This window comes from Streptomyces sp. ISL-96, assembly GCF_018614035.1.
GTDB lineage: Bacteria > Actinomycetota > Actinomycetes > Streptomycetales > Streptomycetaceae > Streptomyces.
The window spans coordinates 62,099-75,757 of record NZ_JAGGPA010000032.1; the positions used below are offsets into that span (position 1 = coordinate 62,099).

Below are 13,659 nucleotides of genomic sequence, written 5' to 3' on the forward strand. Positions count from 1 at the left end.
GGGGGGCGGGTTACAGCCAGTCCCGCGGCAGGGTCTCGTTCCAGGTACGGGAGAAGACCCGCCGCTCTCCTTCGTAGCCGTCGAGGGTCGCGTCGACGAAGAACTCCGTCTCGCTGCACCGCAGTTCGGTACGGGTCTCCACGCGTACGTCCCAGTCGTCACGGCTGAAACGCATGGTCCAGGCCGATTCGCCGCCGACAGAGGTGAAGTCGTCGGCGGTGGCCGTGTAGCGCTCGTACGCACGGCACCCCACGTCGAGCCCGATGTCGTCGATGCGCACCGTTCCGCGGTCCTTCACGATCTCCAGCGCGGAGTCGTACCCGATCAGGTCGCGCTTGACCTCCCAGCGCTGCTCGGGTGCCGACAGCCGCGTGGTCGTGATCGGCGGGGCACTTTCCGGCTCGCCGAAGGGGCGCTGCGGCAGCTCGTCCGGTTCCTCCACCGGACGCACCGGCAGGGTCAGCGTGCTGGAGCGCTCGTGAACGCTCAGCAGGACGGGCCTGGGCGGCGGCCAGGCCAGGGGCCAGTACGACGTCGACAGGGAGAGCCGGATGCGGTGGCCGGGCGGGAAGACCTGGGCCACACCGTTCAGCTGCACGGTGGCGCGGTAGCGCCGGCCGGGCTCCAGCGGTTCGGGCTCGCCCGTGCCGTCGCGGTGGGTCAGGTTCAGCACGCCGTAGGTGACCCGGGTGGCACGCCCGTCGGGCGCGACGTCGGAGAGGCGGGCGGCGACGGTGGCCACCGGTTCGCTGACGGACAGGTCGAGTTCGACCGTCGGTGAGCCGAGGATCTCGACCGGCTCGTCCAGCGGCCCGGTGTCGAAGACCAGGGAGCCGCCGTCCTCCTCGCGCTGGTCGTAGGGCAGGTCCGGCGGGGCGTTGTACGAGGCCCACTTGCCCGCGAACTGGCCGACGGACAGCGGCGACTGCACCGTCATCACGCCGTCGGCCCCGTCGCTGCGGTCGCTGTCGTCCGCCGGGGGCAACGCCTCACCCGGCCTGACGATGCGGTGCCTCAGCAGCGGATGCCCGACGGGCTTGATGTGCGGCGAGGGCCAGTGCGGCTCGCCGACCCACCGGCCGGGCCGCTCCTCGTACGACGTCGAGGGCGGCACGCTGTCCTGCATCCACGCCTGGAGCATCGGCCCGTCCATGACGCCGTTGTCGACACCCTTCAGCCAGTGGTCCCACCAGCGCACGACCTCCTGGAGGTAGCCGATGGCCGGACCGGGCTCGCCCAGATGCGGGAACTTGTGGGACCAGGGCCCGATCAGCCCCTTGCGCGGTACGTCCAGATGCCCCAGCAGCCGCGTGACGGCGTTCGAGTAGCCGTCGGCCCAGCCGCTGGACGCGAGGACGGGACAGCGTACGGCCGCGTAGTCCTCACAGACCGAGGCATGGCGCCAGTAGGCGTCACGGCGCTGGTGACGCAGCCACTCCAGGACCCACGGGCGGGTGTTTTCCATCCGCTCGTGCCACATGTCGCGCCAGCGGTCACCGACCACGGCGGGGTCCGGCGGACACGTCGCGTACGCGAACATCGTGCCCGCCTCCGCGAGGTTGTCCGAGAGCATCGCACCGCCCATGTAGTGCATGTCGTCGGCGTACCGGTCGTCCGTGAAGGACGCGATGACGAGGGCGCGAAGGCTCGGCGGCCGGCGGGCCGCGGTCTGGAGGGCGGCGAAGGCACCCCAGGAGATGCCCATCATTCCCGTACTGCCGTCGCACCACGGCTGCTCGGCCAGCCAGGCGAGGACCTCCTCGGCGTCGGCCTGTTCCCGCTCCAGGTACTCGTCGGCCAGTACGCCCTCGGAATCGCCGGTGCCGCGCAGGTCCACGCGTACGCACGCATAGCCGTGACCCGCGATGTACGGGTGGTTCATCGAGTCGCGCACCGCGGTCAGATCGCGCTTGCGGTACGGGATGTACTCCAGCACCGCCGGCACGGGCTCCTCGTCCGAGGAGACCGGACGCCAGATGCGGGCGGACAGGCGCGTGCCGTCGGACATGGGGACGACGACGTGTTCTTCTTCCTTCGTCGCGTGCGGCAGATTGCTCACGAAACGCATACGGCGGGGCCGCTCCCTTCCCTCGGGGACTTGGAGGTCCTCAGACGTTCTTCTGGTCGCGTCCGCCCGGTGTGGTCTCGTCGAAGGCGAGACCGAGAGCCGCCACACAGCGGTCGTACTTCTCCCGCAGCTCCTTCTCACTGTTCCCACCGGTGAAGATGTGGGCCAGCTCGTAGCTGTAGCTGTCCTGATGCGGAGTCTCGGACAGGCGCTGCCCCTCGTCGGGTACGACGTCGACCCGTACTCCGGGGATCTCGCGCTCGATGCGCGCGATGTCCTCAGGCGTGGGCACCTGGTGCGCCGCGCCGTCGGCGAACCACCGGTAGTACCACTTCGCGGCCACCTCGTACGGCCCGGCCCGGTGCGGAAGGGCAGGGTCCTCGTCCAGCGCGAGAGCCAGCATGCAGTGGTGGTTGGGGACTCCGTCGACGTACTCGAACAGCTCGGCGTGCGACTGGGAATGCCGGGGGTTGATCTCCAGCAGATTGATCGCGTCGGTCCGCGGATCGTAGAAGTACTCGATGCTGAAGGTTGCCGCGTCCATGCCGATCTGCCGCATCACCCGCTCCGAGACGTCATGCAGCCGGCGTACGACCGGCTCGGGCAGGGCGGAGGGGTACTGGTGACGCAGGAAGCTGGAGGAGTCGGGGTAGTTGATCGAATCCAGGACGCCGTACACGGTGACGTCGCCGTTGTGGACGTACCCCTCCACCGCGACCTGGATACCCGAGAGTGCCTCCTCGGCCAGACAGACCTGACCTCCGACACCGGCCATCTCGTCGGGCAGGTCGAGCCGGTCGAGGATGTACTCGAAGGGCCGGCCCACCCGGGCGACGCCCTTGCGGATCTCGTCGACCGCTTCGCGGAACTCCTGCTGGTCCTTGACGCCGAAGGCGAGCTCCGAGGAGTACGACAGGGCGGGCTTGAGCCACATGGGGAAGCGCACGCCCTCGGGCGGGCGCGGATCGTCCGCCTCCAGATCGACCCGGCCGAAACGCGGATGCTCGTCGACGACCTTCTGCTGTTCCAGCCGGCTCCAGTACTTGTGCTCACACTTGACCACGGACTCCAGGCCGGTGCTGCGGGTGCCGTAGCGCTCGCTGAGCATGGGGACGAGCGTGCTCACGGGGAAGTCCCAGTAGCCGACGATCGCGTCGATGCTGCCCTCGAAGGCGTCGAGGGCGGCCTGCGCCTTGTCGAACAGCTCCGCCACCGACACTTCGCCGTGCTGAAGCTCCTCGATGGTGAGCAGAGGGTGGAAGTCGTACCTCTGCGCGTCGGGCACGGCTCGCAGGGTCGGCAGATTGGCCTCGTCCAGGCCGATCACGAATATGTTCTTGCGATCGCTCACTGACTCTCCTTCGTTCGGATCGTCCCGGTCGCCTTCCTCGTCAGAGGCATCTCACACATCGGATCGGGTGAACAGGTCAGTCAGTGGTCTTTCAGGATGAGCCGCGGACGATCAGCTCGGTCGGGAGCACGATGTGCTGCCGCGGTGCGCCCGGGTCGGCGATCTCGCGGAGCAGCGTCCGGGCGATCGTGGTGCCGATCTCCTCGATGGGCTGGCGCACGCTCGTCAGGGGCGGGTCGGTGTGGCGGGCGAAGAAGGCGTCGTCGAAGCCGACCACGGCCACGTCGTCCGGAACGCGCCGTTCCTGCCTGCGCAGCTCCATCATCGCGCCCGCGGCCATGACGTCGGATGCCACGAAGACGGCGTCCAGATCCGGGGCTGCTTCAAGAAGTGAACGCATGGCGTGTTCGCCCCCGGCCTCGGTGAAGTCGGCCGTGGCCACCAGCCGCTGCTCTGTCGCCCGGCCCGCTTCCTCCAGCGCGTCCTGCCAGCCCCGCAGCCGGGTACGGCCCACATCCATGTCCAGCGGACCGGTGATCGTGGCGATCGTCTTCCGGCCGCGCGCCAGCAGATGGCGGACCGCGGCGGTCGCGCCGCCGAGGTTGTCGGAGTAGACGTGGCTGAGGGATTCGTTGGGGGAGCGGCGGCCGGCGAGTACGGTCGGCAGACCCATGTCCTCCAGCAGGCCGGGCAGCGGATCGTGCTCGTGCACCGAGACCAGCAGTACGCCGTCCACGCGCCGTTCGGCGACCGAGTCGGTCAGCTGGTCCTGCTCGCCCTTGTCCCGTACGAGCATGAGCTGGAGCTGGGTCCTGGTATCGGCCAGCGCGGTGCTGACGCCACGGATGACCGCCGAGAAGTAGGGCTCCGAACCCAGGCGGCTCTCCGACTCGGGAATCACCAGCGCGACGGAATTGGTCCTGCTGGTCACCAGGCCGCGGGCGACGGAGTTGGGCACGTAGTTGAGTTCGGCGATCGCGGCCAGGACGGCGGCGCGTGCTTCGTCGCTGACGAGCGTCGAGCCGTTGATGACACGTGAAACGGTCGTACGCCCGACTCCGGCTCGTGCGGCCACGGTTTTGATGGTCGGGCGCTGCCTTCCCCCCATGGCTTCCTCCTCGTAGAGCGACGTCCGGACGCCGTTCACCAGCGCATTGTGCCAGACGGTCGCCGGGGCGGCGCGGGCGTCAGCGGATGGTCGGCGGACATCTCCGCGCAACGAAGTCGATTCAAGTTCTTGACAGAGGGTACGCGCGGCGGCCAGTCTTCGGGAACCTTGGTGGGTACGTTCCCACCCGGCTAGTGGGAACGTACCCACTCCACTATTCCAAGCCACAGAGCGGACTGACCGGCTCGTACTCCGTGCGTTCGGCGCCGCCACTGGGAGGGCTAAATGAGCAGGGCTCGCAAGCTGTTGCGTACAAGGGTTGTGGCCGGTGTTTCGGCTGTTGCCGCACTGGGCCTGGTCGTCGGCTGCAGCGGCGGCGGCGACGGCGACGGAGGGACCGGCGGTGGAGTCAAGGACGGCAAAGTCACCATCACCATGGGCCTGTTCGGCGTGATGGGATACAAGGAGACCGGCCTCCTCGACCGGTACATGAAGGAGAACCCGAACGTCCGCATCGAGGCGGAGGTGGCGGGGGACGAGCAGACGTACTACACCGCCCTGCAGACCCACCTGTCGGCGGGCAGCGGCCTCAAGGACATCCAGGGCATAGAGATCGGGCGCGCCAAGGAACTGGCCGACACGCAGGCCGCGAAGTTCACCGACCTGTCCGGTGTCCCCGGCGCCGACCACTTCCTCCCCTGGAAGCTGAGCCAGGTCACGGCCAAGGACAACAAGGTCATCGGCTTCGGTACGGACATCGGCCCCATGGCGGTCTGCTACCGCAAGGACCTGTTCGAGCAGGCGGGTCTGCCGACCGACCGTGAGGAGGTCGCCAAGCTGTGGGAGGGCGACTGGTCGAAGTATGTCGAGGCGGGCAAGGACTTCAAGAAGGGCACCAAGAACGACAAGGTCGCCTTCATGGACAGCTCCAGCGGCTTGTTCAACGCCATGATCTACGGCAACTCCGAGCAGTTCTACAACGAGTCCGGCGAGCTGATCTACAAGGACAACCCCGCCATCACCGAGGCCTGGAAGCTCGCCTCGGAGGCCGGCGGGACCGGACTGACGGCAAAGCTGCGGCAGTTCCAGCCCGGCTGGGACCCCGGCCTGGCCAACAGCACGTTCGCGACGGCGGTCTGCCCCGCCTGGATGCTCGGACACATCAGTGAGAAGGCCGGCCCGGCGAACAAGGGCAAGTGGGATGTCGCCAAGGCACCGAAGGGTGCCAACTGGGGCGGCTCGTTCCTCGGCGTCATCGACAAGAGCCCGGTGAAGGAAGAGGCGAAGAAGCTGGTCGCCTGGCTGACCGCACCCGAGCAGCAGGAGTTCGTCTTCACGAAGGTCGGCAACTTCCCGTCCTCTCAGGAAGCCCTCAAGGCCCCCGCGGTCGCCGACGCCAAGTCCGAGTACTTCAGTGACGCGCCCATCGGCAAGATCTTCGGTGACGCCGCCCAGGAGATTCCCGACAAGCAGGTTCTCGGTCGCAAGGACGGCACGATCAAGGACATCTTCTCGCAGGGTCTGACGCTCATCGAGTCGCAGAACAAGAGCGCGGACGAGGCCTGGAAGTCCACGGAGGACCGGATCAAGAAGGCCACCGGCTGAGACCAGCCGCCCCGGTGACCCGGCGACCGCGCGCCCCGAAAAGCAGCGCGGTCGCCGGGCCCCGCAGCCCCGCCCACGTCTCACGAAGGATGCCCTCTGGTGGCCACCTCCCTCTCGACAGCCCCGACCGGCGGACGGGAACGCCCGCGCCAGCGGCGGCGTACGCTGCTCCACCGCCTCGACCTTCGCGGAGCGCCGTACGCCTTCGTCACTCCGTTCTTCGTGGTGTTCGCGGCCTTCAGCTTCTACCCGCTCATATACACCGCCTGGATCTCCCTGCACCGCGTCGAACTCGCCACCATGAACGTCATGGAGTGGGTCGCGTTCGACAACTACACCGCTCTGTGGGCGGATGAACGCTTCTGGAACGCGCTGCTCAACACCATCACCCTCGGCGTGATCTCCACCGTGCCGCAGCTGATGATGGCGCTCGGGCTGGCGCACCTCCTCAACTACCGGCTTCGCGGCTCGACGTTCTTCCGCGTCGCCGCCATCACCCCGTACGCCACATCGGTCGGTGCGGCGGCGCTCGTCTTCACCATGCTCTTCGAGCGCGACTTCGGCATGATCAACTGGATGCTGAGCCTGGCCGGCGTCGACAACGTCGACTGGGAGAACAACAAGTGGGCCGCGCAGAACGCCATTTCGGTCATCGTGATCTGGCGCTGGACCGGCTACAACGCCCTCCTCTACCTGGCGGCGATGCAGGCCATTCCGCGTGACCGGTACGAGGCGGCCGCCATCGACGGCGCCTCGCGCTGGCAGCAGTTCATCTCGGTCACCGTTCCCGGCATCCGGTCCACCATCGTCTTCACCATCGTGCTGTCGACCATCGGCGCCACACAGCTCTTCGGCGAACCGCTGATCTTCGGCCAGGGCCCGATGGGTGTCACCGGAGGAGCGGACAACCAGTACCAGACCCTCGGACTGCTGCTGTACGAGGAGGGCTGGAAGAACTACCAGATGGGGCGGGCGGCCACGGTCGCCTGGGTGATGTTCCTGCTGCTGATCCTCGTCTTCGTCGTCCAGCGGGTCGTCAAACACCTCGCATCCCGCCGAGCGTCCTCAGTACGTACGTCGTGACCAGGAGCCAGCCAGCCATGACCCCCGACAGCCTCCACGTCCGTACGGACGTCCGCCCGCAGCCGCCGAAGGACAGTGCGCCCGGCCCCCGGCGACGGCTGCGTACCGCACTGCGGCCCGGCGCCGGCCGTCAGCACCACGCGGGCCCCGTCACCTACATCCTGCTGACCGTCGCCGCGCTCGTCTCCCTCTTTCCCCTGTACTGGACGATGGTCGCGGCATCGAGCGACAACACCCGCGTCAGCCAGGCCCCGCCACCGTTCCTGCCGGGACCGCACCTCCTGGAGAACCTCGGCAAGGCGTGGCAGGACGCCGCGCTCGGCAAGGCCATGATCAACAGCTTTATCGTGGCCGGTGTCATCGCGCTGTCCACCGTGCTGTTCGCCACCCTGGCCGGCTTCGCCTTCGCCAAGCTGCGCTTCAAGGGCCGCAACATCCTGCTCATGCTCGTCATCGGAACGATGATGGTGCCGCCGCAACTCAGCGTCGTACCCCTGTTCATGATGATGACGGACCTCGGCTGGGGTCAGAAACTTCCCGCCGTCATCTTCCCCACCCTGGTCAGCGCCGTCGGCGTGTTCTTCATGCGGCAGTACCTGTCAGAGGCGCTGCCCGACGAGCTCGTCGAGGCGGGCCGGGTGGACGGCGCGCATTCGCTGCGCATCTTCTGGAGCATCGTCCTGCCGATCGCCAGGCCGCCGATGGCGGTCCTGTTCATGATCACCTTCGTGCACGCCTGGAACGACTTCTTCTGGCCGTTCATCGTGCTCGACATGACCAACCCGACGGTCCCCGTCGCCCTCACCCAGCTGAGCGCGGGCTACATCCGCGACCAGTCCCTGATCATGGCCGGCGCCTTCCTCGGCACCCTGCCACTGCTGGCGATGTTCATCGTCTTCGGCCGCCAGATCGTCGGCGGCATCATGCAGGGCGCGGTCAAGGGCTGAGCCCACCCTCACGCACGCACGCACCGGACACCGTGTCCCCACCCCGGAAGGACCTACGTACGTGGCCACCGCAATCCGACGCACCGCGCCCGCCCCCCACGCCGCCGCCGACAGCCGCGCGTTCCCCCCGGCATTCCTCTGGGGCACGGCGACCGCCGCGTACCAGATCGAAGGAGCGGCGGCGGAGGACGGGCGTACCCAGTCCATCTGGGACACCTACGCCCGCACCCCCGGCAAGGTCCGCAACGGCGACACCGGGGACATCGCCACCGACCACTACCACCGGTGGCGCGAGGACGTCGCCATCATGGCCGACCTCGGCGTCGACGCCTACCGCTTCTCCCTCGCCTGGCCCCGCATCCAGCCCACCGGCCGCGGCCCCGCGGTGCAGAAGGGCCTGGACTTCTACCGCAGACTGACCGACGAGCTGCTGGAGAAGGGCATCCAGCCCGTCGCCACGCTCTACCACTGGGACCTGCCCCAGGAACTGGAGAGCATGGGCGGCTGGCCGGAGCGTGCCACCGCCGAACGCTTCGCCGCGTACGCCGCCCTGGCAGCCGACGCACTCGGCGACCGGGTCCGCACCTGGACAACCCTCAACGAGCCCTGGTGCAGCGCCTTTCTCGGCTACGCGTCCGGCGTCCACGCACCCGGCCGTACCGACCCCGTCGCCGCCCTGCGCGCCGCGCACCACCTCAACCTGGGCCACGGCCTGGCCGTACAGGCACTGCGCGCCGGCCTTCCGGGCGACGCGCAGATCGCCCTCACCCTCAACATCCACCATGTGCGCCCGCTGACCGGGAGCCCCGAGGACGTGGACGCCGCCCGTCGCATCGACGCGCTGGCCAACCGGGTCTTCACCGGCCCCGTGCTCGGCGGCGCGTACCCGGCCGACCTGCTGCGCGACACCGCCCACCTGACGGACTGGTCCTTCGTACAGGACGGCGACACGGCCGCCATCCGGCAGCCGCTCGACTTCCTGGGCGTCAACTACTACACGCCGACTCTCGTATCGGCCGCCACCGGCGGGGCCGGCCACGGCTCCGACGGACACGGCAACAGCGCGCACAGCCCGTGGCCGGGCGCCGACAACGTGCAGTTCCACCTGCCGCCGGGCGACAGGACGGCGATGGGCTGGGCCGTGGACCCCAGCGGCCTGTACGACCTGCTGCTCGGGCTCAAGGCGGACTTCCCGGACCTGCCCCTGATGATCACGGAGAACGGCGCGGCGTTCGACGACTACGTCAACCCGCAGGGCGAGGTGGTCGACCCGGACAGAATCGCCTTCCTGCACGGCCACCTCACGGCGGTGCACCGGGCGATCCAGGCAGGGGTCGACGTGCGCGGCTACTTCCTGTGGTCGCTGCTCGACAACTTCGAGTGGGGGTACGGGTACAGCAAGCGCTTCGGTGTGGTGTACGTCGACTACCCGACCGGCCGGCGCATCCCGAAGGCCAGCGCGCGCTGGTACGCCGACGTGGCACGTACGGGCACGCTGCCGGCGGCGGACGTGACTTGATCCGCCGCACATGACCACTGCGCCCGGCGTGCTGGGTGCGCGCCGGGCACAGTCAGTGGCCGGGCTTGTCGCGGGGGCGGGGTTTCGCGCGTACGTGCATGCGCTCGCCCTGGCGGCCGAACAGGCTGAGGACCTCGACAGGGCCGTCGCCGGTGCTGCCGAACCAGTGCGGCAGCCGGGTCTCGAACTCGGCGGCCTCGCCGGCGCCCAGGACGAGGTCGCGGTCGGCCAGGACCAGACGCAGGCGTCCGGAGAGGACGTACAGCCACTCGTACCCCTCGTGGGTGCAGGGCTCGGGGGTGCTGCGGGTGGCCGGGAGGATCATCTTGAAGGTCTGCAGCGGCCCCGGCTGCCGGGTCAGGGGCAGCACGGTGCTGCCGTTGACGCGCTTGGGCTTGAGGCGGACGCGCGGGTCGCCGACCTCGGGGGCGCCGACCAGTTCGTCCAGCGGAACCTGGTGGGCCTGGGCGATGGGAAGCAGGAGTTCCAGGCTGGGGCGCCGCTGGCCGGACTCCAGCCTCGACAGGGTGCTCTTGGAGATGCCGGTGGTCTCGGACAGTGCCGTCAGCGTCACACCGTTCTCGGTGCGCAGGCGTTTGAGGCGAGGGCCGACCTCGGTGAGGACTTGGGCGATGGCGGGTGAGTGTTCCACGCGTCCATTGCACAAGCTCGTTCCGGAAAGAGCAACAAAGATTGCCGCCTGCTACGGGGAGACACGCAGAACAGCGGCGTGTCCAATGGTCAGCTCCGCCGGGCGCTCACCGTAGACGGTGAGGCGCACGGCGTTGACGTACCCGCTCGTGGCCTTCGTGTCGAAGGCGTACCGGCCGTCCTTGCCGAGAGTGGGCCGGCCCAGCGCGTCGGTGGTGACCTGCTCGTTGAAGACGACCAGTGCGGCGACGGGCTGGGAGGTGTCGGCGGGAATGCGTACCGAGAAGTTCACCGGCCACTCGGCCGGCACGGTGGCCACCTTCTGCCCGGCCGACGTGACATAGGCGTGCCGGGCACCGCTGGCGAGGGTGACCGGCTGGCCCGGCTTGGTGACGGCCTCGGCCGTCGCCGCCTCGACATGCACACCGAAGGGCGAGAGCGGCGCGCCGCCATCGGGATTCACCACGTACGCAATGGCGACATCCCCGCTCGCCAGACGGCTGTCGGCGTGGGCCGTGCCGCGCTCCGCCGAGACATCGGGACCGGCCGAGGGCGACAGCAGGGCGTTCTGCGCGGCGCGCGACATGGGGGCCGCGACCTTCCCGAGCGCCGAACCGGACGCCTCCAGCTCGTGCAGGGTCTGCCGCCCCGACGCATGCCCCGGCGCGTCGGCCGTCGCGGGAGCGTGTGCCTCAAAGAAGAAGGAGTCCTGCGGGCCGAACCCTGTCAGCCGGGCCGTCCAGGCGTGCGCCTGACAGGGATGGCTGCCGGCAGCGACGATCCCCCAGCCGTTGTCCGACGGCTGGGGGAGAGGGGGTGTTTGCAGTGTCATGGCGGTGACTCCTCGACTCGGTGAATCTCGCCACCAGTCAACGCGCCGCACCTCCGGCGGGCACGACAGCCGCGCACTGCCACCGCACACTCCACCCGGCAGCACCAAGGCCGGACCGAGCCTACGGGCCGGTCCCCGCCGCGGGCGCGCTCGCCGAGCGGAGCAGCTCGTGCAGCAGGTGCGAGGCGGTGATCACGCCGATGAGGCGGGTCCCGCCCTTGGTCTTCTCCGCCACCGCGACCAGCGGGCTGCGTACCCGTCCCATCAGCGCGGCCACCTCCAGCGCGGTGTCGTCGGGAGCGGCAATGGGCGGCGGGGCCGTGGTGCGGGGCAGGCAATCGCCGACGCGGCGCCCGGCCAGGGACGCGCACAGCCGGTCGGCGTGCTTCTCGTCGATGACGGAGGCGAGCGCCGGATCGTCGATCACGTAGGAGGGGACCAGGGTCTTGACCATCTGGGACGCGGGCAGGATCGCCTTCGGCTCGCCGCGTTCGTCGAGCACCAGCAGTGCGGGAAGCCGGTGCTCGGCCATCAGCCGGGCAGCGTCCAGGGCGTCGCTGTCGAAGCTCACGGCTTCGTACTCCTCTGCCAGGTCTCGCGCGCGCACGGTCGGCTCCCGTCTGTGGGAAGGCTCCTCTGGGGGAAGGCTCCTCGTTCCAGCCTCATTCACATCCCGCGTTCTGGCCAGGCCATTGATGCGGAAAGTACGAGAAGACCCTGGCCGCCCGGCTACTGGGCCGCGACGAAGTAGCGCAGCCAGACGTACACCGCGGAGAGCGCCGAGGTGACAGCGGTGACGACGAGGCCGTACTTCGTGAACTGCCAGAACGAGATGGGTGTGCGGTTGCGTTCGGCGATGCCCAGCACGACGACATTGGCGCTGGCCCCGATCGCGGTGGCGTTGCCGCCGAGGTCCGCGCCGATGGCCAGCGCCCACCACATGACGTGGTTGCCGGAGCCGCCCATGGCCTCGACGACGTCGCTGGTGACGGGCGCCATGGTGGCGACGTACGGAATGTTGTCGACGATGCCGGAGAGCACGGCGGAGGAGCCGAGCAGCAGCATGGACCCGCCGATCTCGTTGTCGCCGATGGTGTCCGCGAGTTTCGTGGCGACCTGGCCGATCACACCGGTCTCGATCAGCCCGCCGATCATCACGAAGAGCCCCGCGAAGAAGGCGAGTGTGGGCCACTCGACGTCGGCCAGCACATCACTGGTCCGCACGCTGGAGACGGCGATGAGCAGCCCGGCGCCGAGCAGGGCGACGACGCTGGGTTCGTAGTGCAGCACGGGGTGCAGTACGAATCCCGCGACGACGAGCACGAGCACGACCAGGCCCTGGACGAGCAGGCGCGGGTCGTGGATCGCTTCGCGCTCCTCCAGCGACATCACCTCGGCCGCGCGCTCCTCGTCGTACACGAAGGATTTCCGGAAGAGCCAGCGGCACAGCGCGATCAGGACCAGGATCAGCACCGCGGAGAGCGGGGCGAGGTGCACCAGGAAGTCGTTGAAGGTCAGACCGGCGCGGCTGGCGATGATGATGTTCGGCGGATCACCGACGAGGGTGGCCATGCCGCCGATGTTGGACGCCAGCACCTCGGCGATCAGGAAAGGGGCGACCGGCAGTGCTAGCCGCTCACAGACCAGCAGCGTCACCGGGGCGATCAGCAGGACGGTGGTGACATTGTCGAGGAGGGCCGAGGCGACGGCCGTGATGACGACCAGCCACGTCATGACCCTGAAGGGCTTGGCCCGCGCTCTCTTCACGGACCAGATGGCGAGGTACTCGAACATGCCGGTCTTCTTCAGCACGCCGACGATCATCATCATGCCGAGCAGCAGGAAGATGACGTTCCAGTCGACCCCGCTGTGCTCCGAGTAGAACGCCGCCTTGTCGTCGGTCGCCCCGATCACGAGCATCAGCGCGGCGCCCCCCAGGGCGGCGGCCGTGCGGTGCAGCTTCTCGCTGATGATCAGCGCGTACGTAGAAGCGAATACGACGACCGCGGCCCAGCTCTGCCAGTCGTTCACGCCTCTCCGACGAGATGCATCATCAGGGAGGCGGCCGTGATGGCGCCGAGCAGGGTGATCCGGTCGCCGTCGCGCTCGATCACGGCGACCAGCGGACTGCGGGTACGGGCCATGAGCGCCGCCATCTGCAGCAGACCGGCATCGGGCCCGACCACCGGCGGCGTGTACGTGCGCTTCGGCAGCCATTCGGCGACCGTGAGCCCGGAGATCTTCTCCGCGACCTCACCGAGGTGCCGGTCGTCGATCACGGCGGCGAGCAGCGGTTCCTCCATGAGGTAGTCGGGCACCAGCTGCTTGACGAGCTGGGAGCCGGGCACGATGGCGTACGGCCGCTGATCGGCGTCGACAACGAGCAGCGCGGGCAGCTTGTGCCCGGCGAGCAGCCGGGCCGCGTCCATCGCGTCGGCGTCGACCGATACGTAGGGGTAGGTTTCCGCGAGATCACGCGCGAGCATGGCCGTTCT

At 68.9% G+C, this 13,659-nt stretch carries 12 protein-coding genes; 4 read left to right on the forward strand and 8 right to left on the reverse strand.

Features of this window, described 5'->3' with window-relative positions:
* Positions 1–10: 10 nt before the first annotated feature.
* The 3 genes from J7E96_RS21155 to J7E96_RS21165 all read right to left on the reverse strand — a co-directional run bounded on the left by J7E96_RS21155 (position 11) and on the right by J7E96_RS21165 (position 4,527).
* A complete protein-coding gene (locus tag J7E96_RS21155) occupies positions 11–2,068 on the reverse strand; it encodes a CocE/NonD family hydrolase (protein WP_215133227.1) in 2,058 nt (685 codons plus the stop codon).
* A gap of 40 nt (positions 2,069–2,108) precedes the next feature.
* On the reverse strand, positions 2,109–3,419 hold the full coding sequence (locus J7E96_RS21160) for an ATP-grasp domain-containing protein (RefSeq protein ID WP_215133228.1): 1,311 nt from the start codon (positions 3,417–3,419) through the stop codon (positions 2,109–2,111).
* Positions 3,420–3,510: 91 nt separating this feature from the next.
* Positions 3,511–4,527 (reverse strand): LacI family DNA-binding transcriptional regulator, encoded by a 1,017-nt coding sequence (locus tag J7E96_RS21165; protein WP_215133269.1) that lies wholly within the window; start codon positions 4,525–4,527, stop codon positions 3,511–3,513.
* A 285-nt stretch (positions 4,528–4,812) separates the two neighbouring features.
* Here J7E96_RS21165 and J7E96_RS21170 point away from each other — a divergent pair, with 285 nt between their 5' ends.
* The 4 genes from J7E96_RS21170 (at position 4,813) to J7E96_RS21185 (ending at position 9,681) form a co-directional block, all read left to right on the forward strand.
* A complete protein-coding gene (locus J7E96_RS21170) occupies positions 4,813–6,132 on the forward strand; it encodes an ABC transporter substrate-binding protein (RefSeq protein ID WP_215133229.1) in 1,320 nt (439 codons plus the stop codon).
* 99 nt (positions 6,133–6,231) lie between these two features.
* Positions 6,232–7,215 carry a carbohydrate ABC transporter permease gene (locus tag J7E96_RS21175; RefSeq protein WP_215133230.1) on the forward strand — a complete coding sequence of 328 codons (984 nt, stop codon included), beginning with the start codon at positions 6,232–6,234 and terminating at the stop codon, positions 7,213–7,215.
* A 17-nt stretch (positions 7,216–7,232) separates the two neighbouring features.
* The gene (locus tag J7E96_RS21180; protein ID WP_215133231.1) at positions 7,233–8,162 is read left to right on the forward strand and encodes a carbohydrate ABC transporter permease; all 930 of its coding nucleotides are present in this window, start codon (positions 7,233–7,235) and stop codon (positions 8,160–8,162) included.
* 61 nt (positions 8,163–8,223) lie between these two features.
* Complete coding sequence (locus J7E96_RS21185) at positions 8,224–9,681, forward strand: GH1 family beta-glucosidase (RefSeq protein ID WP_215133232.1); 1,458 nt, start codon at positions 8,224–8,226, stop codon at positions 9,679–9,681.
* A 52-nt stretch (positions 9,682–9,733) separates the two neighbouring features.
* On the opposite strand, the gene J7E96_RS21190 is transcribed toward J7E96_RS21185, so the two are convergent.
* The 5 genes from J7E96_RS21190 to J7E96_RS21210 all read right to left on the reverse strand — a co-directional run bounded on the left by J7E96_RS21190 (position 9,734) and on the right by J7E96_RS21210 (position 13,650).
* Entirely contained in the window at positions 9,734–10,333 is a 600-nt protein-coding gene (locus J7E96_RS21190) for a helix-turn-helix domain-containing protein (RefSeq protein WP_215133233.1), read from the reverse strand.
* 51 nt (positions 10,334–10,384) lie between these two features.
* A complete protein-coding gene (locus tag J7E96_RS21195; RefSeq protein WP_215133234.1) occupies positions 10,385–11,164 on the reverse strand; it encodes a hypothetical protein in 780 nt (259 codons plus the stop codon).
* A 121-nt stretch (positions 11,165–11,285) separates the two neighbouring features.
* On the reverse strand, positions 11,286–11,771 hold the full coding sequence (locus J7E96_RS21200) for a CBS domain-containing protein (RefSeq protein ID WP_215133235.1): 486 nt from the start codon (positions 11,769–11,771) through the stop codon (positions 11,286–11,288).
* 122 nt (positions 11,772–11,893) lie between these two features.
* Positions 11,894–13,195, reverse strand: a complete 1,302-nt coding sequence (locus J7E96_RS21205; RefSeq protein WP_215133236.1) for an SLC13 family permease — start codon at positions 13,193–13,195, stop codon at positions 11,894–11,896.
* Positions 13,192–13,650 (reverse strand): CBS domain-containing protein, encoded by a 459-nt coding sequence (locus J7E96_RS21210; RefSeq protein WP_215133237.1) that lies wholly within the window; start codon positions 13,648–13,650, stop codon positions 13,192–13,194. The genes J7E96_RS21205 and J7E96_RS21210 overlap by 4 nt, the downstream gene beginning before the upstream one ends.
* Positions 13,651–13,659: the final 9 nt, after the last annotated feature.

What these genes read in the sequence shown, in the direction of transcription:
- J7E96_RS21180 (WP_215133231.1), top strand. Translation starts at nt 7,233, where the DNA reads ATGACCCCCGACAGCCTCCACGTCCGTACGGACGTCCGCCCGCAGCCG.
- J7E96_RS21195 (WP_215133234.1), bottom strand. Translation starts at nt 11,164, where the DNA reads ATGACACTGCAAACACCCCCTCTCCCCCAGCCGTCGGACAACGGCTGG.
- J7E96_RS21165 (WP_215133269.1), bottom strand. Translation starts at nt 4,527, where the DNA reads ATGGGGGGAAGGCAGCGCCCGACCATCAAAACCGTGGCCGCACGAGCC.
- J7E96_RS21155 (WP_215133227.1), bottom strand. Translation starts at nt 2,068, where the DNA reads ATGCGTTTCGTGAGCAATCTGCCGCACGCGACGAAGGAAGAAGAACAC.
- J7E96_RS21170 (WP_215133229.1), top strand. Translation starts at nt 4,813, where the DNA reads ATGAGCAGGGCTCGCAAGCTGTTGCGTACAAGGGTTGTGGCCGGTGTT.
- J7E96_RS21210 (WP_215133237.1), bottom strand. Translation starts at nt 13,650, where the DNA reads ATGCTCGCGCGTGATCTCGCGGAAACCTACCCCTACGTATCGGTCGAC.